General features: G+C 69.3%; 17 protein-coding genes and 2 tRNA genes. 12 read left to right on the forward strand and 7 right to left on the reverse strand.

All coding sequences use genetic code 11. The annotated features are described in order from the left end of the window. Positions 1-87: 87 nt before the first annotated feature. Positions 88-2,541 carry an FtsX-like permease family protein gene (locus ACQKIP_RS16145; RefSeq protein ID WP_365857768.1) on the forward strand — a complete coding sequence of 818 codons (2,454 nt, stop codon included), beginning with the start codon at positions 88-90 and terminating at the stop codon, positions 2,539-2,541. Between the two features lie 203 nt (positions 2,542-2,744). After that, on the forward strand, positions 2,745-3,206 hold the full coding sequence (locus ACQKIP_RS16150) for an HD domain-containing protein (protein WP_365857770.1): 462 nt from the start codon (positions 2,745-2,747) through the stop codon (positions 3,204-3,206). Between the two features lie 41 nt (positions 3,207-3,247). On the opposite strand, the gene ACQKIP_RS16155 is transcribed toward ACQKIP_RS16150, so the two are convergent. After that, positions 3,248-4,522 carry an acyltransferase family protein gene (locus ACQKIP_RS16155; protein ID WP_365857772.1) on the reverse strand — a complete coding sequence of 425 codons (1,275 nt, stop codon included), beginning with the start codon at positions 4,520-4,522 and terminating at the stop codon, positions 3,248-3,250. A gap of 630 nt (positions 4,523-5,152) precedes the next feature. Here ACQKIP_RS16155 and ACQKIP_RS16160 point away from each other — a divergent pair. After that, positions 5,153-5,347: a hypothetical protein gene (locus ACQKIP_RS16160; RefSeq protein WP_160505028.1), complete on the forward strand. Its 195-nt coding sequence runs from the start codon at positions 5,153-5,155 to the stop codon at positions 5,345-5,347. Positions 5,348-5,709: 362 nt separating this feature from the next. On the opposite strand, the gene ACQKIP_RS16165 is transcribed toward ACQKIP_RS16160, so the two are convergent. Next, positions 5,710-5,780: transfer RNA gene (locus tag ACQKIP_RS16165), tRNA-Gly, on the reverse strand. Between the two features lie 158 nt (positions 5,781-5,938). On the opposite strand from ACQKIP_RS16165, the gene ACQKIP_RS16170 reads away from it, so the two are divergent. From ACQKIP_RS16170 to clpX, 5 genes are all read left to right on the forward strand, one after another. Then, positions 5,939-6,015 (forward strand) — tRNA-Pro (locus ACQKIP_RS16170). 126 nt (positions 6,016-6,141) lie between these two features. Continuing rightward, entirely contained in the window at positions 6,142-7,533 is a 1,392-nt protein-coding gene (gene tig, locus ACQKIP_RS16175) for a trigger factor (RefSeq protein ID WP_365857775.1), read from the forward strand. A 420-nt stretch (positions 7,534-7,953) separates the two neighbouring features. Further along, complete coding sequence (locus tag ACQKIP_RS16180; RefSeq protein WP_190080566.1) at positions 7,954-8,559, forward strand: ATP-dependent Clp protease proteolytic subunit; 606 nt, start codon at positions 7,954-7,956, stop codon at positions 8,557-8,559. A gap of 62 nt (positions 8,560-8,621) precedes the next feature. Beyond that, the gene (locus ACQKIP_RS16185; RefSeq protein WP_361188999.1) at positions 8,622-9,302 is read left to right on the forward strand and encodes an ATP-dependent Clp protease proteolytic subunit; all 681 of its coding nucleotides are present in this window, start codon (positions 8,622-8,624) and stop codon (positions 9,300-9,302) included. Between the two features lie 156 nt (positions 9,303-9,458). Continuing rightward, the gene (gene clpX, locus ACQKIP_RS16190) at positions 9,459-10,745 is read left to right on the forward strand and encodes an ATP-dependent Clp protease ATP-binding subunit ClpX (protein WP_365816972.1); all 1,287 of its coding nucleotides are present in this window, start codon (positions 9,459-9,461) and stop codon (positions 10,743-10,745) included. An 81-nt stretch (positions 10,746-10,826) separates the two neighbouring features. Here the strand turns inward: clpX and ACQKIP_RS16195 are convergent, their stop codons facing one another. The 3 genes from ACQKIP_RS16195 to ACQKIP_RS16205 form a co-directional block, all read right to left on the reverse strand. Further along, positions 10,827-11,744, reverse strand: coding sequence for a hypothetical protein (locus tag ACQKIP_RS16195; RefSeq protein WP_365857778.1), 918 nt, complete (start codon positions 11,742-11,744; stop codon positions 10,827-10,829). Between the two features lie 22 nt (positions 11,745-11,766). Further along, complete coding sequence (locus ACQKIP_RS16200; RefSeq protein WP_365857780.1) at positions 11,767-12,762, reverse strand: hypothetical protein; 996 nt, start codon at positions 12,760-12,762, stop codon at positions 11,767-11,769. Positions 12,763-12,881: 119 nt separating this feature from the next. Continuing rightward, positions 12,882-13,814, reverse strand: a complete 933-nt coding sequence (locus ACQKIP_RS16205; RefSeq protein WP_365857782.1) for a hypothetical protein — start codon at positions 13,812-13,814, stop codon at positions 12,882-12,884. A gap of 137 nt (positions 13,815-13,951) precedes the next feature. On the opposite strand from ACQKIP_RS16205, the gene ACQKIP_RS16210 reads away from it, so the two are divergent. Continuing rightward, positions 13,952-16,576 (forward strand): valine--tRNA ligase, encoded by a 2,625-nt coding sequence (locus ACQKIP_RS16210; RefSeq protein ID WP_365857784.1) that lies wholly within the window; start codon positions 13,952-13,954, stop codon positions 16,574-16,576. A 10-nt stretch (positions 16,577-16,586) separates the two neighbouring features. On the opposite strand, the gene ACQKIP_RS16215 is transcribed toward ACQKIP_RS16210, so the two are convergent. Both ACQKIP_RS16215 and ACQKIP_RS16220 read right to left on the reverse strand, forming a co-directional pair. Further along, a complete protein-coding gene (locus ACQKIP_RS16215) occupies positions 16,587-17,252 on the reverse strand; it encodes a hypothetical protein (RefSeq protein WP_365857786.1) in 666 nt (221 codons plus the stop codon). A gap of 162 nt (positions 17,253-17,414) precedes the next feature. After that, positions 17,415-18,422, reverse strand: coding sequence for a rod shape-determining protein (locus tag ACQKIP_RS16220; protein WP_361189015.1), 1,008 nt, complete (start codon positions 18,420-18,422; stop codon positions 17,415-17,417). 121 nt (positions 18,423-18,543) lie between these two features. Between ACQKIP_RS16220 and folC the strand changes: the two genes are divergently transcribed. The 3 genes from folC (at position 18,544) to ndk (ending at position 20,967) form a co-directional block, all read left to right on the forward strand. After that, positions 18,544-20,061, forward strand: coding sequence for a bifunctional tetrahydrofolate synthase/dihydrofolate synthase (gene folC / locus ACQKIP_RS16225; protein ID WP_365857791.1), 1,518 nt, complete (start codon positions 18,544-18,546; stop codon positions 20,059-20,061). A 5-nt stretch (positions 20,062-20,066) separates the two neighbouring features. Next, entirely contained in the window at positions 20,067-20,429 is a 363-nt protein-coding gene (locus ACQKIP_RS16230; RefSeq protein WP_365857793.1) for a DUF4233 domain-containing protein, read from the forward strand. A 124-nt stretch (positions 20,430-20,553) separates the two neighbouring features. Continuing rightward, a complete protein-coding gene (gene ndk, locus ACQKIP_RS16235; protein WP_361189022.1) occupies positions 20,554-20,967 on the forward strand; it encodes a nucleoside-diphosphate kinase in 414 nt (137 codons plus the stop codon). Positions 20,968-21,176 lie beyond the last annotated feature (209 nt).

The following is a 21,176-nucleotide window of genomic DNA, read 5'->3' on the forward strand; positions in this document are numbered from 1 at the left end:
CGATACGGCTGGTCGCGCCCACGCGGCCGAGCCGCACCTGTACACAGCCCCGCGCCCCTTCGGGGTGCCCGACTCCGGAGAATCCCCATGCCCAACGGCCTCGCCCGCGCCGCCGTCCGCTTCAAACCGTCCGCGTTCGCGGGTACGTTCGTCGCGCTGATGATGGCCGCGATGATCGTCTCCGCGTGCGGCATCCTCCTGGAAACGGGCGTACGGGCCTCGATGCCGCCCACCCGGTACGCCGACGCCCCCGTGGTGGTCGCCGCCGACCAGCGGGCCCACTTCGTCACGGGCAGCGGCGACAGCCGCTCCGAGTCGGCCACACCGCTGCCCGACCGGGCCAGGATCGACGACTCCCTCCTGGCGAAGGCGGGTTCGGTGCCCGGCGCGCGTACCGCCGTCGCGGACGTCACCTTCCCCGTGCGGTCCGGCGCCAGGAGCGTCACCGCGCACGGCTGGGGCTCCACCGCCTTCACCGGCGAGAAGCTCACCGCGGGCCGCGCCCCGAAGGCCGGCGAGGTCGTCCTCGCCGCACCCGGCGCGTCCGTCGGCGAACACACCACGCTGACCACGGCGGACGGCCCCCGCGACTTCCGCGTCTCGGGCACCGCCGCGTCCCCGCAAGGCGCGCTCACCGCCTGGTTCGCCGACTCCGAAGCCCTGCGCCTCTCCGGCCACCCCGGCCGCGTCGACGCCATCGCGGTCCTGCCGGGGAAGGGCGTCACGGACGACGCCCTCAGGGCCCGGGTCGCGCAGGCCGTCGGAGACAAGGCCCGGGTGCTCACCGGCGGCGACCGCAGCGCCGCCGAGGGCTCCGGGCTCGCCTACGCCGAGGAGATGCTCACCGGACTCGGCGGCTCCTTCGGCGGCATCGCCACCATGGTCGCCATGTTCACCGCCGCGGGCACCGTGGCGCTCTCCGTGGGCCAGCGAGCCCGTGAGTACGCGCTGCTGCGGGCCATCGGCACGACACCCCGCCAGATCCGCCGCACCATCGCCACCGAAGCCCTGCTTGTCGCGCCCCTCGCCGGAGCGGTCGGCGTCCTGCCCGGAATCGCCCTGGCCGACTGGTGGTTCGGGCAGCTGAAGGACAGGGACGCGATCCCCGGCGCCCTGGACCTCTCGGTCTCCTTCATCCCCCTCGTATCGGCCGTCGGCGTGGCGGTCCTCACCGCACTGGTCTCCGGCTATCTGGCGGCCCGCCGTCCCTCCCGCATCAGGCCGGGCCAGGCGCTCGCCGAGGCCTTGGTGGAGCGCCTGCGCCCCGGCTGGATCCGTACGCCGCTGGGCATCGCGGCGGCCGTGGGCGGCTGCGTCCTCGCCGGGGTCGCCTCCTCCCTGACGGGCGACGACGCGGCCAACGTGGCGCTCGGCATCGTCATGCTGTTCATGCTCGCCGTGGCCCTGCTCGGCCCGCTGGTCGCCCGCGGCTGCGCGGCCCTGTTCGGACTCCCGCTGCGCGGAGCGGGCGCTTCCGCCTCGCTCGCGGCGGCCAACTCCCGTACGAACGCCCGCCGTATGGCCTCGGCGATCACCCCGATCGTCCTCGCGATGGCGTTCTCCTCGACCCTCGTCTTCATGCACACCAGCGAGGACCGGGTGGCGGCCGACCAGCAGCGCGCGGGCATCACGGCGGACCACATCGTCTCCGCGCCGGGAGCGGGAGTCACGGCGGACGGGGTCACGAAGGCGGGCCGGGCCCCCGGCGTCACTTCGGCCGTCGGGCTCCTCAAGACCTCCGTCCTGGTGCCGGTGGGCTCGGGCGGCGACCGCTGGCTGGAGTCGGCGTCGACGCAGGGGGTGACGGGTTCGCCCCGTGACCTGGCCAAGGTCCAGGACCTGGACGTGCGGACGGGCACGATGGCCTCGCTCGGCAGGGGCGAGATCGCCGTGGACGCACGGCTGGCGGACTCGGCGCACGTGAAGGTGGGGGAGCGCATGGCCCTGCGCCTGCCCGACGGCACGAAAGCGTCACCGAAGGTGGCCGCCACGTACGGCCGCGGCATGGGCCTCTCCCAAGTCACCCTCCCCGCGGCGGACTTGAAGCAGCACGTGACCTCGTCCTTCTCCTCCGAGATCTGGACGAAGGGCGGTGCGCCGCGGGCCCTGAGCGCCCTCGGCACACTCCGGGACCGTGACGCCTACGCCACCGCCCAGTCCACCGACCGCGCGGTCAACGCCTGGGCGAACGCGGTGATGGCGGCCGTACTGGGCGGGTTCGCGGCGATCGCCGCGGCGAACACCCTGGTGATGACCGTCCTGGACCGCCGCAGGGAACTCGGCACGCTGCGCCTGATCGGCTCGACCCGGCGGCAGGTGATGCGGATGGTGCGGTGGGAGGCGCTGCTCGTCGCGTGCGCGGGGGTCGTGATCGGCTCGGCGATCGCCCTGGCGACGCTGGTCCCCATGATGAACGGCCTCACGGGCGAGTCCCCGCACATTCCCCCGCTGCTGTACGGGTCCTTCGCGGGCGGGGCAGTGGCACTGGGCCTCGCGGCGACGGCGTTGCCTGCGCGGGCGGCGCTGCGGGGCAGGAACTGATTTCTTTCCCCAACCCCGCCCCTTCCCGCAAACCCGCTGGCGCGGGGGCCTTGGCGGACGTCATCACCGGCTCCGCCGAGTTCGTCCTCAAACGCCGGACGGGCTGAAGACATTCAGCCCGGCCGGCGTTTGAGGCCATCTTGTCGGGGTCCGGGGCGCAGGCACGGTTTTCGGGAAGGGGCGGGGTTGGGGAAGATCTCCGCATGAACCCAAGCCCCACCCTCACCCTCCCCGAGGTAGAAGCCCTGGCCCGCCAAGCCCACAGCGCCCAGAAAGACAAAGCGGGCCGCCCCTACACAGAGCACCTGGAAGCCGTGGCGAAGGGAGTCGAGTCGCGAGGCGGCTCGCCGGAACAAATCGCCGCGGCCTGGCTCCACGACGCCATAGAGGACAATGCCCTCACCGAGGAGTGGCTGCGGACCGCCCCCCTGACCCCGTACACCAAGGCCGTCATCCGCGCCCTCACGAAACAGCCGGGCGAGCCCCCTGAGGCGTACGCCGCCCGCATCCTCGCCACCCCCGGCGCCCGCCTGGTCAAGGAGGCGGACCTGGCCCACAACGCGAACGCGGCCCGTCTAGCAGAGCTAGACGGGCCGACCCGTACTCGCCTCACGGCCAAGTACGCCAACATGCGCGCCCTACTGGGCATTGAGCCACCGGACTAGAAGAACCGGCCTGTAGAACCACCGGCCTGAAGAACAACCGGCTAGGAAGAGGACTTTGCCCGCTCCCTGGCCAACGCCGCGGCATCCCGCTTGAACGCCCACTCCATCTTCGGCTCCATCGCGAAGCGGAACATCCGCTGCACCGGAGGCGTACAGAGAAGCGTCACCACCGACGCGGCGATCAACGACACGATGATCTGCCCGACAGGCGTGTGCATCCAGTCGTAGTTGTCGAACCAGCCCCAGAAGCGCGAGCCCTTGGCCAGGAAGCCGTGCAGCAGGTAGCCGTACAGCGTGCCCGCGCCGAGAACCGTGAACCACATCTTCCGGCGCGGAACCCACGCGAAGAAGCACGCGGTCAGGATCGCGGAGCAGCCGAACAGCGCCAGCGTCATCACGACACCGGCCCACCACGGCGCACCCAACTCCTGTGCGCTGTCCCGGCGGTAGAACCAGGCGGAGGTCATCCGCGGTCCCGCCCAGTACGCGAGGAGCAGTGCGCTCGCGAAGATCGGGATGGAGAGCAGCCGCACCTCGCGGCGCCGCACCAGCTGGAAGTACTCGGGCTTCATGAACAGGCCGAGCACGAAGAAGGGCAGGAACTGGAGCACGCGCTGGAGGTCGAGGTCGTCGCCGATGTCCGGTGAGACGGAGGCGAGCACCGCGATGGCGAGCGCGAGCGGAATCGGCCAGCGGACCAGCTTCCACAGCGGGGTGGTGAGCCGCCAGACGAAGAGCGCAACCAGGAACCAGGTGAGGTACCAGGGGTCGAGCAGACTGATCGGCTGCGTCGGATCGTTGTCCGCGTAGCGCTTGAAGAAGGTGTACGCGACTTCGAAGATGACGTACGGCACGGCGATGCCGGTCACCAGGCGCTTGAGGCGGTCGGACCGCATGTCGAAGCTGCGCGAGAAGTAGCCGGAGATGAGGATGAACGCCGGCATGTGGAAGGTGTAGACGGTCATGTACAGCGCCTCTGCGGCGCGGCTGCCGTCCGTCAGCGGCTCCCAGGCGTGCGCCATGGCGACCAGGACGATCGCCAGATACTTGGCGTTGTCGAAGAAGGAGTCACGCTGTTTAGCGGGCTGACCCGTGGGGGAGGGTCTTCCCGTGGTGGTACCGGCGTGTTCCGTTGAGCCGGTGGAGCCCGAGTGGACCGTGGAGCCGGGTCGGGCGGTGGTGCCGGCCGGAGCGTGGGGAACGGTCGCGGCCATCGTGGACTGGGGGGCGCGGGGGCCTGGTACTCCGTCCGCCGGCATGTGTGCCGGGGGGAGAGGCGCCCGGTGGCGGCCGTGCGGTTGAACCGAGTTCGTCACAGGCCCTCCCACCAAAGGCTCGGTGGGACGATCCGGGACCGCACTGCGCTTGCGGGGATGGTGGCAGCGTGGAACATCTGAGGCACCCTAGCGTCGCTCCTATGTATTCGTAAAACCCTCAACTCGGCTGTCAGCTCAATCACAGACGGTTCAGGAGTATTACGGTCCGAGTACCCAGAAATCACGGGAGTCGACATGCGGATTCATCACATGTCACGCTCGAAGCGCGGGGCTGGATGTCCAGTACGTCACATCTCATCCCCCTTAAACGCCGCATACCACCCGCAGGCGACTCTGGCGAAATGTCCGATTGATTGACCCTTTGTGCGGCCCGCGGTGTGCGTCCGACAACAATTCGAATTTCCTGCGAACGAGTTGTGTGTCCATGGAAACGATCAAGCCGAATTAGTGGTCGTGCGCGGGCCTCGAATTGCCGTGCGGAGCCGCTGTGTTCATGTGTCCCAAGGGTGCCCCCGTGCGCGTGGCCCACGCCGGTCACGTGCGGCGTTGGCCGACGATGTGTCACCGGCCGCATACGGACGGCGCGTTGGTGGCACGATGGTCCTGGCGGGGGTGTGCGTGGGTCGTACCCCCCGGGCCGGGGAGAGACCGACCTAGGGTGTGATCAGTGTGGCCATTTCGCTGTCAGTGGTGTTGCTGTTGGCGATCATCCTCATCGTGCTGATCCGCGGAGGATCGATCAAAGCGGGGCCCGCGATCGTCGCGGTGCTCTTCGGGTTCTTCCTCGCCTCAACTGGAATGGCCCCCTCCATAAACCGCTTCCTCAACGAGGTGGCCGAGACCATCAACTCGATCAGTTTCTGAGGGGCATGCGCGGTCCGCTGTGCGCACGCAGCCTGCTCGGCCCGGGGCCGACCGGCTCGGCTCCGGCGGCATGGGCGTCGTGTGCCCCGCCCGTTCCGCCGCGGGGCGGCGCCTCGCGGTCAGGTCGGCTCTGGCGGATGCTCTCCGTGACATTCACCGGGTCGGAGTGGTCCACCGGGACCCGAAACCGGCCAACGTGATGCTCGCGGCCTGCGGGGCGAGCCGCGCTCGCTCGCTTTCCGGAGCGCTCGCTTTCCGGAGCGCTCGCCTTCCGGGGCGCTCGCCCCATTTCCGATTCCGGCTTTCCGGGTGTGAAAAAGCCTCCGGCCCGGTTCCGAGGAACCGGGCCGGAGGCCATGGAGAGCGGGTGACGGGAATCGAACCCGCGTAGCTAGTTTGGAAGACTAGGGCTCTACCATTGAGCTACACCCGCATCAGCGCGCGGCAGGACGTCCATGACACTGCTGGTCGGCGACCGCGGCACGGCAAGCATCGTAGCGGGTCAAAGGCCGTGTCCGCACACCCCGCACGTACTCGCGATTAAGCGGGCGCCGCACTGCGTGCAGGCATGTACCCTACGTGTCGCACCGACGGGGTGTGGCGCAGCTTGGTAGCGCGTCCGCTTTGGGAGCGGAAGGCCGTGGGTTCAAATCCCGCCACCCCGACCAGCAAGATCTCCCTCGCAAGATCGCATTGTGGGTCGGCTCCCGCTTGCCGTTACTATGCAAGCTGTGTGCCCGTGTGTCTCTGAGCCGGGCTCAATCCCAAGAAGTCAGCCCCAAGGAGACCGAACCGTGAAGAGCGCCGTGGAGACCCTGAACCCGACCCGGGTTCGGCTCACTGTTGAGGTGCCCTTCGAGGAGCTCAAGGACAGCCTCGACGCGGCCTACAAGAAGATCAACCAGCAGGTCACGGTGAAGGGCTTCCGCAAGGGCAAGATCCCGGCCCGGGTCATCGACCAGCGGTTCGGCCGCGGCGCCGTCCTCGAAGAGGCCGTCAACGACGCGCTCCCGAAGTTCTACACCGAGGCCGTGAACGAGGCCGAGCTCAACGTCCTGGGCCAGCCCGAGGTGGACATCACCGAGCTGAAGGACAACGAGACCCTCAACTTCACCGCTGAGGTCGACATCCGTCCCGCGATCGAGATCCCGGACTACTCCGGCATCGAGGTCGAGGTCGACGCGGTCGAGGTCAGCGACGAGGACGTCGACAAGGCCGTCGAGGAGCTCCGTGAGCGCTTCGCGTCCACCTCGCCGGTCGAGCGTGCCGCCGAGGACGGCGACGTCGTGACGATCGACCTGGAGGCCAAGGTCGACGGAGAGGTCCTGGAGGACGGCGTCGCTTCCGGCGTCTCCTACACGATCGGCTCCGGCGAGCTCCTCGAAGGCATCGACGAGGCCGTCAAGGGCCTGGAGGCCGGTGGCGAGGCCACCTTCACCTCCGAGCTCAAGGGCGGCTCCGCCGCCGGCAAGGAGTCCGAGGTGACCGTCAAGGTCACCCAGGTCGCCGCCCGTGAACTGCCCGCCCTGGACGACGACTTCGCGCAGCTCGCGTCGGAGTTCGACACCCTGGACGAGGTCAAGGCGGACAGCCGCAAGCGCCTCGAGAACATGAAGCAGTACGACCAGGCCACGCAGGCCCAGGAGCGCGTCCTGGAGAAGCTGCTCGAGCTGGTCGAGGTCCCCGTCCCCGAGAAGCTCCTCGCGGACGAGATCGAGACCCGCAAGCACAACCTGGTCAACCACCAGCTCGGCCAGATGGGCCTCGACCTCGCGAAGTACCTGGAGATCCAGGGCAAGACCGAGGAAGAGTTCGACGCCGAGACCAAGGAGCAGGCCGAGAAGGGCATCAAGACGCAGTTCGTTCTTGACGAGCTCGTCAACAAGGAGAAGCTGAACGTCAACCAGGAGGAGCTCACCGAGCACCTCATGCGTCGCGCGCAGTCCTCCGGAATGTCCCCCGACCAGTTCGCCCAGGCCGTCGTCGAAGGCGGCCAGGTCCCGATGCTGGTCGGCGAGGTCGCCCGCGGCAAGGCCCTCGCGGTCGTCGTGGAGGCCGCGACGGTCAAGGACACGAACGGCGAGGTCGTGGACCTCGACGACGAGGAAGAGGCTGCCGCCGAGGGCGAGCAGGCCGAGGCTTCCGACGCCGCCGAGGCCAAGGCCGAGGAGAAGACCGAGGCCTGAGCGGCCTCGCTCTGACGCTCGTACGACAGGCCCCCGGGATCGCATCCCGGGGGCCTGTCGCGCCCGTAGGGGCGCGGGGAACGGCGCGAGCAACCATGTACGAGCCGCACCCGCCGTGAAGCCTGCTGCGGCAGACGCGTCCGCGGGTCTGTGGGGGCGGGCCGCGCAGTTCCCCGCGCCCCTGACGGGGCGACCCGGCACCCCACAACGCGCCCCCGCCAGAACCTGCGCTCACAGCGAACAGTCACCTTTGCGGGATTCCCCGGACGGGGCTGAGCGTTAGGGTCCATGAATACGAGGGCAGGGGAGTCCCCGAAGCCGTCCCGGAGCGGCGAGCACGCGGGGTCCCAAGCCTCAGAAGAAGACGTGAGACGGCCCGGCGCCGTCGTAAGACGAGCAGGTGGATACGTGACGAATCTGATGCCCTCCGCCGCCGGCGACCCCTCCATCGGTGGTGGCCTCGGCGACCAGGTCTACAACCGGCTGCTCGGCGAGCGGATCATCTTCCTCGGCCAGGCCGTGGACGACGACATCGCCAACAAGATCACCGCGCAGTTGCTGCTCCTTGCCGCAGAGCCGGACAAGGACATCTTCCTTTACATCAACAGCCCCGGTGGATCCATCACGGCCGGCATGGCGATCTACGACACCATGCAGTACATCCAGAACGACGTGGTGACGATCGCGATGGGCATGGCGGCCTCGATGGGCCAGTTCCTGCTCAGCGCCGGTACGCCCGGCAAGCGCTTCGCGCTGCCGAACGCCGAGATCCTGATCCACCAGCCCTCCGCAGGACTCGCGGGCTCCGCGTCGGACATCAAGATCCACGCCGAGCGTCTCCTTCTCACGAAGAAGAAGATGGCCGAGCTCACCGCGTTCCACACGGGTCAGACCGTCGAGCAGGTCACCCGCGACTCGGACCGCGACCGCTGGTTCGACCCGCAGGAGGCCAAGGAGTACGGCCTCATCGACGACATCATGCCCAACGCGGCCAGCATGCCGGGCGGCGGCGGCACCGGAGCCTGAGCCTCAACCGCTCAGCCCTTCCGAAGCCGACCCAGCCCACGCTCCTCAGGAGACCTACAGAGATGAAGAACTTCCCCGGCAGCGGCCTCTACGAGCGCGCCCAGGCCGAGTACACCGGCCCGACCGCCGAGTCCCGCTACGTCATCCCGCGCTTCGTCGAGCGCACCTCGCAGGGCGTCCGTGAGTACGACCCGTACGCGAAGCTCTTCGAGGAGCGCGTGATCTTCCTCGGCGTGCAGATCGACGACGCGTCCGCCAACGACGTCATGGCGCAGCTCCTGTGCCTGGAGTCGATGGACCCCGACCGTGACATCTCGATCTACATCAACAGCCCCGGCGGCTCCTTCACGGCGCTCACGGCGATCTACGACACGATGCAGTTCGTGAAGCCCGACGTGCAGACGGTCTGCATGGGCCAGGCCGCGTCCGCCGCCGCCGTGCTCCTCGCGGCCGGTACGCCGGGCAAGCGCATGGCGCTCCCGAACGCCCGCGTCCTGATCCACCAGCCCTACAGCGAGACGGGCCGCGGTCAGGTCTCCGACCTGGAGATCGCCGCGAACGAGATCCTCCGGATGCGTTCGCAGCTGGAGGAGATGCTGGCCAAGCACTCCACGACGCCGATCGAGAAGATCCGCGACGACATCGAGCGCGACAAGATCCTCACTGCCGAGGACGCGCTGTCGTACGGCCTGGTCGACCAGATCATCTCCACCCGGAAGATGAACAATTCGTCGGTCGTCTGACGCAGCGCTGTAGCATCTGCCGTTCCTTGGCACGGTCCACGGCAAAGTGAACCGTGCCAAGGGGGGCCCGAACGGGGGGCCAGGCAAGGTACCGTCGGATATGAGGCACCAGGAGTCGCTGAACGTGGCGTCTCCCAGGCGAAGGGGAAGCACCTCGTGGCACGCATCGGTGACGGCGGCGATCTGCTCAAGTGCTCGTTCTGCGGGAAGAGTCAGAAGCAGGTCAAGAAGCTCATCGCAGGTCCCGGTGTGTACATCTGCGATGAGTGCATCGACCTCTGCAACGAGATCATCGAGGAAGAGCTCGCGGAGACGAGCGAGGTGCGGTGGGAGGAACTCCCCAAGCCTCGCGAGATCTACGAATTCCTCGAGGGGTATGTCGTGGGCCAGGAGCCCGCGAAGAAAGCCCTCTCGGTAGCGGTCTACAACCACTACAAGCGGGTCCAGGCCGGTGAGACCGGCGGCGCGCAGGGCCGTGACGACGCGATCGAACTCGCCAAGTCCAACATCCTGCTGCTCGGCCCGACCGGTTCCGGCAAGACGCTGCTCGCGCAGACGCTCGCCCGCATGCTGAACGTCCCGTTCGCCATCGCTGACGCGACGGCGCTCACGGAGGCGGGCTATGTCGGCGAGGACGTCGAGAACATCCTGCTCAAGCTGATCCAGGCGGCCGACTACGACGTCAAGAAGGCCGAGACCGGGATCATCTACATCGACGAGATCGACAAGGTCGCCCGTAAGAGCGAGAACCCGTCGATCACCCGCGATGTCTCGGGCGAGGGTGTCCAGCAGGCCCTGCTGAAGATCCTGGAAGGCACCACGGCTTCCGTTCCGCCGCAGGGCGGCCGCAAGCATCCGCACCAGGAGTTCATCCAGATCGACACGACGAACGTGCTCTTCATCGTGGGCGGCGCCTTCGCCGGCCTCGAGAAGATCATCGAGTCGCGGGCGGGCGCGAAGGGCATCGGCTTCGGCGCCACGATCCACTCCAAGCGCGAGCTCCAGGAGAAGGACCGGTTCGAGGACATCATGCCGGAGGACCTGGTGAAGTTCGGGATGATCCCGGAGTTCATCGGCCGTCTCCCCGTGATCACCTCGGTCCACAACCTGGACCGCGAGGCCCTGCTCCAGATCCTGGTGGAGCCGCGCAACGCTCTCGTGAAGCAGTACCAGCGCCTGTTCGAACTCGACGGCGTGGAGCTGGACTTCGAGCGCGAGGCCCTCGAGGCCATCGCCGACCAGGCGATCCTGCGCCAGACCGGCGCGCGCGGCCTGCGCGCCATCATGGAGGAAGTCCTCCAGTCGGTGATGTACGAGGTCCCGTCCCGCAAGGACGTGGCCCGCGTGGTCATCACGGCGGACGTCGTCCACTCGAACGTCAACCCGACGCTGGTGCCGCGCGACGCGCGGGGTCCTGGCACGGGAGAGCAGAAGTCCGCCTAGGCGGCAGCCAGTCGCGTACGACGAAGGGGGCGCCCCGCGAGTGATCGCGGGGCGCCCCCTTCGACGTGTCGCCGCCCGGGGCTACTTGACCTCGGTGCGGACGTCGGCGCGGAGCTTGGCGGCCAGGTCCGCGGCCGTGTCGAGGGAGACGTCCTTGCCGGCGGCGGTGGCGCTCGCGTCGGAGTGCCCGACGGAGGCGACCGTGCTGTGGTCGCCCCAGATGCACATCGGCGTCTGGAAGGTGTTGGGGACGCCTTCCTCCTGCTCGGCCTCGTCGGGGGCGCCGAGCCGGAACTCCGCCTTCTGGCACTTCATCACGCCGTTGTCGAAGCCGTCCGGGGTGAACTCCTCGGGGCTGCCGATCAGCGTCAGGCTGCCGGGCTGTTCCTTGGACTTCTTCTTCATCTCGGCGAACATGCCGTCCACGACCTTCTCCGGGTCGTCGATCTCGCCGTACACGCCGGAGAAGTTGAGGCTCTTCATGCTCGTGCCCGAGCCGGAGTTGTACGCGGCGTGGGCGTCCTTGGGGTTGCTGACGCCGCGCTCCTCCAGGTCCTCGAGGTCGCTCGACGACATACCGCCGCCGCTGCTGGCCGAGTCGGACTTCGTGTACTCGCCGCCGATGACGGAGGCGGGCGTCGTCAGCGTGTACGTCTTGCCGTCGTCGGCGACGGAACCGCCGTCCTTGCCTGCGGTGAACCACCACACGCCGGCGCCGATCGCGGCGATCGCGACGACGGCGCCGACGATGATCCCGGCCTTCTTGCCGCCGCCGCCCTGCGGGGGAGGCGGCGGGAACTGCCCGTACGGTGCTTGCGGCTGCTGCCCGTACGGACCCTGGGGCTGCTGCCCGTAGGGGCCTTGGGGCTGCTGCGGGTACCCGTAGCCGGGCTGCGGGGCGGGCGGCTGCTGCGGGGCGCCGTAGGGCGGCTGCTGGCCGTAGGGGCCGGGCTGCGGGGGCTGCTGGCCGCCGTACGGGCCAGGCTGGTTGTAGCTCATTGCGTGGGGTCTCCTCGGGCCGTCAGAGCTTGACGCGGACTTCCTTGCGGAACTTGGCGGTCTTCTCCGCGGCCTCGTCGAGGTCGGCGCTCTTACCGCCCATCGCGTTCGCCACATCCGTGGTGATCACGATGCCGAGGGTGCTCTTGTCGCCCCAGATGCAGGTGGCCATCGACATCTCGCTCGGGCCCGAGGTGCTGCCGGTGCCCGACGAACCGAAGTCGAGCTTCATCTCCTGGCACTTGAGGACCGCGCCGTCGAGCCCGGCGGGGTTGTACGTCTTGGGGGTGCCGACCATCGACATCTTCTCGCCGCCGCTGGCGCTGCCGCCCTCCTGCGCGTTCTTCTCCGCCTCGTCGAACATCGCGTCGACGACCTTCTCCGGGTCGGCTATGTCGCCGTAGACGCCGTTGAACTGGAGGATCTTCTGCGACAGCGGGTTGTCCTCGGTGCCCGACTGGTACTGGCCCGCGACGTCCTTGGCGTTGCTCACGCCGTGCTTCTCGGCTTCCCGGATGTCACTGGAGGTCATGCCGCTCTCGCCGCTGTTCTCCTTGCTCAGCTTGTACTCGGTGAGGACCGTCTGCGGCGTGACCAGCTTGTGCGGGCCGTCGTCCTTGACGCCGGTCTCGCCGCCTCCGCCGCCCGCCACGTCAGAGGAGCCGCCGCCCTTGCCCTTGTCGTCGTCACCGCCCGCGAAGACGAAGTAGCCGCCGACGGCGACCGCGACGACCGCGACCACGGAGGCGATGATGATGCCGGTCTTCTTGCTGCCGCCACCCTGCGGCGGAGGCGGCGGGACCTGCCCGTAGGGGGCCTGCGGCTGCTGCCCGTACGGGGCCTGTTGCTGGGGGTAGCCGTAACCGGGCTGCTGCTGCGGGGCCTGCGGCGGGTAGCCGTAGCCGGGCTGGGGGGCGGGCGGCTGCTGGCCGTAGGGGCCGGGCTGCTGGGGCTGCTGGCCGTACGGGCCCGGCTGCTGGGGCTGCTGGCCGTAGGGGCCTGGCTGGTTGTAGCTCATGCGTGGGTTCCCCCGTGAGTGCGCTTATGTGATGCCGACATCCTGACGGAAGCAGCCCCGGCCGAAACGACCAGGGCTGCTGCGTGCGGGACGACGCCATCAGGACATCGGGCGAGAAATCAGGCCTTGACGCGTACTTCCTTGCGGAGCTTCGTCGTGGTGTCCGCGGCGTCGTCGAGCGAGGCGCTCTTGCCGGTCATGGCGCTCCCCATGTCGATCGGGATCACGATGCCGAGGGTGCTGTTGTCGCCCCAGATGCAGACCGGCATGCTGACCGTCTTGGGCCCGGTGCCGCCGCCCTTGATCTCCGTCTCCTGGCACTTGAGGACCGCGCCGTCCGCGTCGAAGCTCTTCGGGCTGCCGACCAGTTTGCCCGTGGAGGTGGAGGCGTCCTCCTTCTCGGACTCGGTCTTCATCTTGTCGAACATCCCGTCCACGACCTTGGAGGGGTTGTCGATGTCTCCGTAGACACCCATGAACTTGATCATCTTCTGTGCCAGCGGGTTGCTCTTGTCGCCCGACTGGTACTCGGCGTCCACGGGCTTGCCGTTCTTGACGCCGTCCTTCTCGGCCCTGGCCATGTCGTCGTCGTTGAAGCCGTCGTCGGTCGACGCCTGCTTCTTGTACTCCGAGAGGACCGTCTCGGGCGTGACCAGCTTGTGCTTGCCGTCGTCCGCCACCGCCGAGTTGCCCGCCGACGAGCTGTCGTCCTTGCCCGCCGTGAACCACCAGACGCCGCCGCCTATGGCCACAAGGGCGACGACCGCGCCGATGATGAGCCCGGTCTTCTTGCCGCCGCCACCGGCCGGCGGGGGCGGCGGAACCTGCCCGTAGGGGCCCTGCTGCTGGCCGTACGGGCCCGGCTGCTGGGGCTGGCTGTAGCCGCCCTGCTGCGGGGGGACGCCCTGCGGGGGCTGCTGGGGGTAGCCGTAGCCGGGCTGAGGGGCCTGCGGCTGCTGCCCGTAGGGGCCAGGCTGACCCGGCTGCTGCCCGTAAGGACCGGGCTGCTGGGGCTGCTGCCCGCCGTACGGGCCAGGCTGGTTGTAGCTCATCGCGTGGGTTCCCCTCCGAACGCTTATGTGATGCCGACATCCTGACCGACGCCGGGACGCCCATGGGGGATCGGGCGGCAACCGTTACTCAAGAATCCGGTTTCGGGACGGGTCTGTGACACCTCTAAACTGGAGCGGTGACCGAGAACACTCAGCAGCAGAATCCAGCGCCCACCACCGAACTGCCGACCCAGTACGCGCCGGCCGAGGTAGAGGGGACGCTGTACGAGCGCTGGGTAGAACGCGGCTACTTCTCCGCCGACGCGGCCAGCGAGAAGCCTCCGTACACCGTCGTCATCCCGCCGCCGAACGTCACCGGCTCCCTGCACCTGGGCCACGCCTTCGAGCACACGCTCATCGACGCCCTCACCCGCCGCAAGCGCATGCAGGGCTTCGAGACGCTCTGGCAGCCGGGCATGGACCACGCCGGCATCGCCACGCAGAACGTCGTGGAGCGCGAGCTCGCCAAGGAGGGCAAGTCGCGCCACGACCTGGGGCGCGAGGAGTTCATCGAGCGCGTCTGGAAGTGGAAGGGCGAGTCCGGCGGGCAGATCTCCGGCCAGATGCGCCGCCTCGGCGACGGCGTCGACTGGGACCGCGAGCGGTTCACGATGGACGAGGGCCTGTCCCGGTCCGTCCAGACCATCTTCAAGAAGCTCTACGACGACGAGCTGATCTACCGCGCCGAGCGCATCATCAACTGGTGCCCGCGCTGTCTGACGGCGATCTCCGACATCGAGGTCGAGTACCAGGACGACGACGGCGAGCTCGTCTCCCTGAAGTACGGCGAGGGCGACGAGACCGTCGTCGTCGCCACCACCCGCGCCGAGACGATGCTCGGTGACACCGCCATCGCCGTCCACCCGGACGACGAGCGGTACAAGCACCTCGTCGGCAAGCTGATCAAGCTGCCGCTGACCGACCGCTCCATCCCGGTCGTCGCGGACGAGCACGTCGACCCCGAGTTCGGCACGGGCTGCGTCAAGGTGACCCCGGCGCACGACCCGAACGACTTCGAGATCGGCCAGCGCCACGACCTGCCGAACATCGCGGTCATGGACGAGCACGCGGTCATCACCGTTCCCGGTCCCTTCCAGGGGCTCGACCGGCTCGAAGCCCGCAGCGCCATCGTCGGCGCCCTGCGCGCCGAGGGCCGCATCGTCGCCGAGAAGCGTCCGTACACCCACTCGGTGGGCCACTGCTCGCGCTGCAAGACCACCATCGAGCCGCGCCTGTCGATGCAGTGGTGGGTCAAGGTCGGCCCGCTCGCGAAGGCCGCCGGTGACGCGGTCCGCGACGGCCAGGTCAAGATCCACCCGCAGGAGATGGAGAAGCGCTACTTCGACTGGGTCGACAACCTCCACGACTGGTGCATCTCGCGCCAGCTGTGGTGGGGCCACCGCATCCCGGTCTGGTACGGGCCGAACGGCGAAGTCGTCTGCGTCGGGCCCGACGACGAGGCGCCCACGGGCGAGGGCTGGACCCAGGACTCCGACGTCCTGGACACGTGGTTCTCGTCCGGTCTGTGGCCCTTCTCCACGCTCGGCTGGCCCGAGCAGACCGACAGCCTGGCGAAGTTCTATCCGAACTCCGTCCTGGTCACCGGCTACGACATCCTCTTCTTCTGGGTCGCCCGGATGATGATGTTCGGCCTGTACGCGATGGACGGCACCCCGCCGTTCCACACGATCGTGCTGCACGGCATGGTCCGCGACCAGTTCGGCAAGAAGATGTCGAAGTCCTTCGGCAACGCGGTCAACCCGCTCGACTGGATGGACAAGTACGGCTCGGACGCCGTCCGCTTCACGCTGGCCCGCGGCGCCAACCCGGGCGTCGACGTGCCGATCGGCGAGGACTGGGTCCAGGGCTCGCGGAACTTCGCCAACAAGATCTGGAACGCCACGCGCTTCGCGCTGATGAACGGCGCCACGATCGAGGGTGACCTCCCGCCCGCGGAGCAGCTCTCGGCGACGGACCGCTGGATCCTGTCCCGGCTGAACGCGACGGTCGCCGAGGTCGACGCGTTCTACGACGACTACCAGTTCGCCAAGCTGTCGGACGCCCTCTTCCACTTCGCGTGGGACGAGGTCTTCGACTGGTACGTCGAGCTGTCCAAGACCACGTTCATGGGCGGCGGCGACGCGGCGAAGGTCTCCGGCCGGGTCCTGGGCGAGGTCCTCGACGTGACGCTGCGCCTGCTGCACCCGATCGTCCCGTTCGTCACGGAGACGCTCTGGACGACCCTCACCGGCCGCGAGTCCCTCGTGATCGCCGAGTGGCCCAAGGACAGCGGCTTCCGGGACAGCGGCGCCGAGCAGGAGATCGAGACGCTCCAGCAGGTCATCACCGAGGTCCGCCGCTTCCGCGCCGACCAGGGCCTCCAGCCGGGCCAGAAGGTTCCGGCCCGCCTGACCCTGGACGGCACGGCGCTCGCCCCGCACGAGGCGGCCATCCGCCAGCTGCTGCGCCTCCAGCCGGAGGGCGAGGGCTTCGCGGCCACCGCCACGCTGCCGGTCTCGGGCGCCACGGTCGCGCTCGACCTGTCCGGCACGATCGACGTCGCGGCGGAGCGCAAGCGCCTCGCCAAGGACCTCGCGGCGGCCGAGAAGGAGAAGGCGCAGGCCACGGCCAAGCTCGGCAACGAAGCGTTCCTGGCCAAGGCGCCGGACAACGTGGTCGACAAGATCCGCGGCCGTCTGACCAAGGCGGAGGCCGACATCAGCCGCCTCCAGGCCCAGCTGGACGGCCTGCCGCAGGGCTAGCCGCTCCGTCTCACGCCGCGGAGACAGGGCCCATGGAACCGACCGGTTCCATGGGCCCTGTCCCGTTCTCCGGTCCCGTCTCCTGCACGGGGATGTACACCTGGTCGGGGATGCGAAGGCCCAGGCGCAGCAGCTCCGCCTCGGCGAGCGCGTCGATGACCTCGGGGTCGCCGCCGCGCCAGCCCTCGGCGAGGCTGCCCGCGGTGGCGTCGGGCAGTTCGTACGCGGTCCGTGCGACCTCGTCCAGGGGGCGCAGCAGGGCGCGCAGTGCAAGGAGTTCGCGGCCGTCGGAGCTCGCGGCGAGGTCCCTGGCGGCGGCCGCCTGGCGGATCCAGCGCAGGCGGCGGGGGAGCCAGCTGTTGAGCACGAGGCCGACGGGGACGAGGAAGACGACGACGGCGCCCACGATCACCGCCGCGCGGACGGTCACCGGGTCCACGGCGCCCGCGACGTCGGCGGCGATCCGCAGGGCGGAGTCGACGCGATCGCCGACCAGGGGCAGGCGGGACGGGTCGCCGAGGGACGGGGCGGGGGTCTGTGGCGCGGGGCGGGTGAGCAGACAGGCCAGCCGGTAGGCGACGACGGCGGCGGCGGACCACAGCGCGGTCCAGAGCAGGACCACGCCGTCACCGAGCAGTTGACGGGTCCGTCGGCCGGGATTCTGGGCATACCACATGGTGTGATTTGACCCCCGGTGACCCCTTTTCGCGGACCGCCACGCCGTTGCCCTGGACCCGACCCAACAAAGGTCATACATACGATAATTCGGGCAGAGTGGGTCGGGGGTGGGGCGGGGTGGTCCGTGCGGTCTGCGTGGTCTGCCCCGCCCGCCGCAGGCCTACGCCGCCGACATCACCCGCTCCAGAGCGTCGAAGTCCTCCACGCACTTGCCGCAGCCCATCGCCACGCTGTCCAGCGGATCGTCCGCCACGAACACCGGGATTCCGGTGGCCGACGCCATGCGCAGGTCGAGGCCCGGGAGCAGCGCGCCGCCGCCCGTCAGGACGATGCCGTGCTCCATGACGTCGCCCGAAAGCTCCGGCGGGCAGACCTCCAGGGTGGTCTTCACCGCGGCGATGACCGCCTCCACCGGCTCGTCGAGCGCCGCCCGGACCTCGCGCACCGTCAGCTCCACCGTCTTCGGCAGGCCGCGCACCTTCTCGCGCCCCCGCACGGTGAACGTCCGCGACTCCAGCGCGTCGTCCCCCGGCACCGGCCACGCCGAGCCGATCGCGACCTTGATGTCCTCCGCGGTCCGCTCGCCGATGAGCAGCCCGTGCTCCTTGCGCACGTAGTTCGTGATCGCCTCGTCCAGGCGGTCCCCGCCCACCCGCAGCGACTGCGAGGTGACGACCCCGCCCAGGGAGATCACCGCGACCTCGCTCGTCCCGCCGCCGATGTCGACCACCATCGAGCCCCGCGGATCCGCCACCGGGAGCCCCGCCCCGATCGCCGCGGCCATCGGCTCCTCCACCAGGTGCACGGCCCGCGCCCCCGCCCGCTGCGCCGCGTGCACGATGGCCCGCCGCTCGACCGGCGTGACGCCGCTGGGCACGCACACCACCATCCGGGTACGGGGGCGGCGCCCCGGAACGGCCTTGCGCACGAAGTGCCGGATCATCTCCTCGGCGGCTTCGTAGTCGCTGATCACGCCGTCCCGCAGGGGGCGGATCGCGGTGATGGAACCCGGCGTGCGGCCGATCGTCTCCTTGGCCTCCGTGCCGACGGCGAGGGCCGTCTTCGCGCCCTCCTTGACGGCGACCACGGACGGTTCGTTGAGCACGATGCCCTGCCCGCGGACGTAGAGGAGGGTGTTCGCTGTACCGAGGTCGATGCCTATGTCCATGATCGCCAAGTTTGCCCGGCGATCGAACGGATCGGCGGGACTTTGGTCCCGAATCGACCGGGACCAAAGTCCCGACAGGTCCCGGCGGCGACTGTCGGACCCCGTCCGTAGACTGGCGTGCGTGAGTGACCTCCCCCCGCCTGACAGCGAGCACCCCGACCGCGACGACCGTTTCGACGAGATCGTCGGAGCCGAGACCGACCGCGACCCCGACCTCGCCGTGATCGAGGCGGGCAGCCGCACCCTGCGCACCCAGGCGGGCCCGCCCCAGGGCGACATCCCCTCCCGCCCCACCGACCCGGAAATCGACAAGGCGCTGCGCGAGGTCGAGACGGAGCTCGCGAGCCGCTGGGGCGAGACGAAGCTGGAGCCCTCCGTCAGCCGGATCTCCGCGCTGATGGACGTCCTGGGCGAGCCCCAGCGCGCGTACCCCTCGATCCACATCACCGGTACGAACGGCAAGACGTCCACGGCCCGCATGATCGAGGCCCTGTTCAGCGCCTTCGAGCTGCGCACGGGTCGTTACACCTCGCCGCACGTCCAGTCGATCACCGAGCGGATCAGCCTGGACGGCGCCCCCATCGAGGCCGAGCGCTTCGTGGAGACGTACAACGACATCAAGCCGTACGTGGAGATGGTCGACGCCAGGGAGGAATACAGGCTCTCCTTCTTCGAGGTGCTCACGGGCATGGCGTACGCGGCCTTCGCGGACGCCCCCGTGGACGTCGCCGTCGTCGAGGTCGGCATGGGCGGCAGCTGGGACGCGACGAACGTGATCGACGGCTCGGTCGCCGTCGTGACGCCCATCGACCTGGACCACACCGACCGCCTGGGCAACACGCCGGGCGAGATCGCCGCCGAGAAGGCCGGCATCATCAAGCCGGACGCCACGGTCATCCTGGCCCAGCAGCCGGTGGACGCGGCGCAGGTGCTCCTGAAGAAGGCCGTCGAGGTCGACGCGACGGTGGCCCGCGAGGGCCTGGAGTTCGGCATCGTCTCCCGCGCCATGGCGGTCGGCGGCCAGCTCCTCACCCTGCGCGGCCTCGGCGGGGAGTACGAAGAGATCTTCCTGCCCCTGCACGGCGCGTACCAGGCGCACAACGCCGCCGTGGCGCTCGCCGCGGTGGAGGCCTTCTTCGGCATCGGCTCGCAGCACGCGCGGGCGCTGGACATCGACACCATCCGCAAGGCCTTCGCCTCGGTCTCCTCGCCGGGCCGCCTGGAGGTCGTGCGCACCTCGCCGACCGTCGTCCTGGACGCCGCGCACAATCCGGCGGGCGCCCGCGCCACCGCCGAGGCGATCAGCGAGGTCTTCGACTTCAGCCGTCTGATCGGCGTGGTCGCGGCGAGCGACGGCAAGGACATGAAGGGGCTGCTCGAAGCCTTCGAGCCGATCTTCGCCGAGATCGTCGTCACGCAGAACTCCAGCCACCGCGCGATGGACGTCGACACCCTTGCCGGGCTCGCCGTCGAGGTCTTCGGCGACGACCGTGTCCAGGTCGAGCCGCGCATGCCGGACGCGCTGGAAGCCGCCATCACCCTCGCCGAGGAAGAGGGCGAGTACGCGGGCGGCGGCGTCGTGGTCACCGGCTCCGTCATCACCGTCGGCGAGGCCCGACTGCTCCTGGGGAGGGGCTGACTCCTGTGCGTACGCTCTGTGCTTCGACGCTGATCGGCGAGTTCTTCGTGATCGGCTTCGCCGGTCTGGTCGCCATGAAGGACCCTGACCTGTCGATGGGCACGGTCTGGACGGTCTGCGGCATCGCGATGCTGGTCAGCGTCCTGCTGTGCGGAATGATCACCCGGCCGGGCGGGGTGCAGCTGGGCTGGGCGCTGCAGATCGCGCTCATCGCGAGCGGCTTCATCGTGCCGATCATGTTCTTCATGGGCGCGGTGTTCGCCGCCCTGTGGTGGGCCTCGATCCACTTCGGCCAGAAGATCGACGAAGCCAAGGCCAGGTTCGCCGCGCAGGCGGAGGCGGAGTCGGGAGCCGAGGCCGGGGCGTAGCCCCCTCGCCCCGGAATCCTCCCCGGTGGGCGGGCTTCCGGGGCCGGAGGTAACGCGGTGTAGTGGGTGCCGGTATCGTGCCGGTCAACCCACACGCTCGTAGAAAAAATGCTTGGAGCCGCACATGACCCAGCGCACTCTCGTCCTGCTCAAGCCCGACACCGTCCGTCGTGGCCTGATCGGCGAGATCATCGGCCGTATCGAGCGCAAGGCGGGCTGGACGATCTCCGCGCTCGAGCTGCGCTCGCTCGACCAGGAGACGCTGGAGCAGCACTACGGCGAGCACAAGGGCAAGCCCTTCTACGAGCCGCTGGTCGCCTTCATGTCCTCCGGTCCGGTCGTCGCGCTCGTCGTCGAGGGTGAGCGTGTCATCGAGGGCGTGCGTGCCCTCGCGGGTCCGACCGACCCGATCGCCGCCGCGCCCGGCTCCATCCGGGGTGACTTCGGCACCATCGTCCGGGAGAACCTGATCCACGCCTCGGACTCCGAGGAGTCCGCCGAGCGCGAGCTGAAGATCTTCTTCCCGGCCGCCGTCTGATCCACAGGGGTCGGCAGACCCGCAGGGGGCCGTCCGGCGGCCTTGCGCGGTCTCGCCTGGCGGACACAGGTAAAGAGTTCCGTAAAGACTTCTGACGCCTAGTCAGCAGGGCACGGCCCTGACCAGGGGTGGCCGAGAAATCCGGCCGCCCCTTGGCATATGCGCCCCAATTGGGGGAACCCGTGCCTCCGATGGCACGTCTCCAAGAG

The organism is Streptomyces sp. NPDC059900, from assembly GCF_050270335.1.
Taxonomy (GTDB): domain Bacteria; phylum Actinomycetota; class Actinomycetes; order Streptomycetales; family Streptomycetaceae; genus Streptomyces.

Bases quoted from the DNA above. Each gene is read 5' to 3' on its own strand.
- ndk (WP_361189022.1), top strand. From the start codon at position 20,554: ATGACCCAGCGCACTCTCGTCCTGCTCAAGCCCGACACCGTCCGTCGT.
- ACQKIP_RS16200 (WP_365857780.1), bottom strand. From the start codon at position 12,762: ATGAGCTACAACCAGCCAGGCCCCTACGGCCAGCAGCCCCAGCAGCCG.
- ACQKIP_RS16215 (WP_365857786.1), bottom strand. From the start codon at position 17,252: ATGTGGTATGCCCAGAATCCCGGCCGACGGACCCGTCAACTGCTCGGT.
- ACQKIP_RS16180 (WP_190080566.1), top strand. From the start codon at position 7,954: ATGCCCTCCGCCGCCGGCGACCCCTCCATCGGTGGTGGCCTCGGCGAC.
- ACQKIP_RS16185 (WP_361188999.1), top strand. From the start codon at position 8,622: ATGAAGAACTTCCCCGGCAGCGGCCTCTACGAGCGCGCCCAGGCCGAG.
- ACQKIP_RS16150 (WP_365857770.1), top strand. From the start codon at position 2,745: ATGAACCCAAGCCCCACCCTCACCCTCCCCGAGGTAGAAGCCCTGGCC.
- ACQKIP_RS16195 (WP_365857778.1), bottom strand. From the start codon at position 11,744: ATGAGCTACAACCAGCCTGGCCCGTACGGCGGCCAGCAGCCCCCGCAG.
- ACQKIP_RS16220 (WP_361189015.1), bottom strand. From the start codon at position 18,422: ATGGACATAGGCATCGACCTCGGTACAGCGAACACCCTCCTCTACGTC.
- ACQKIP_RS16145 (WP_365857768.1), top strand. From the start codon at position 88: ATGCCCAACGGCCTCGCCCGCGCCGCCGTCCGCTTCAAACCGTCCGCG.
- ACQKIP_RS16205 (WP_365857782.1), bottom strand. From the start codon at position 13,814: ATGAGCTACAACCAGCCTGGCCCGTACGGCGGGCAGCAGCCCCAGCAG.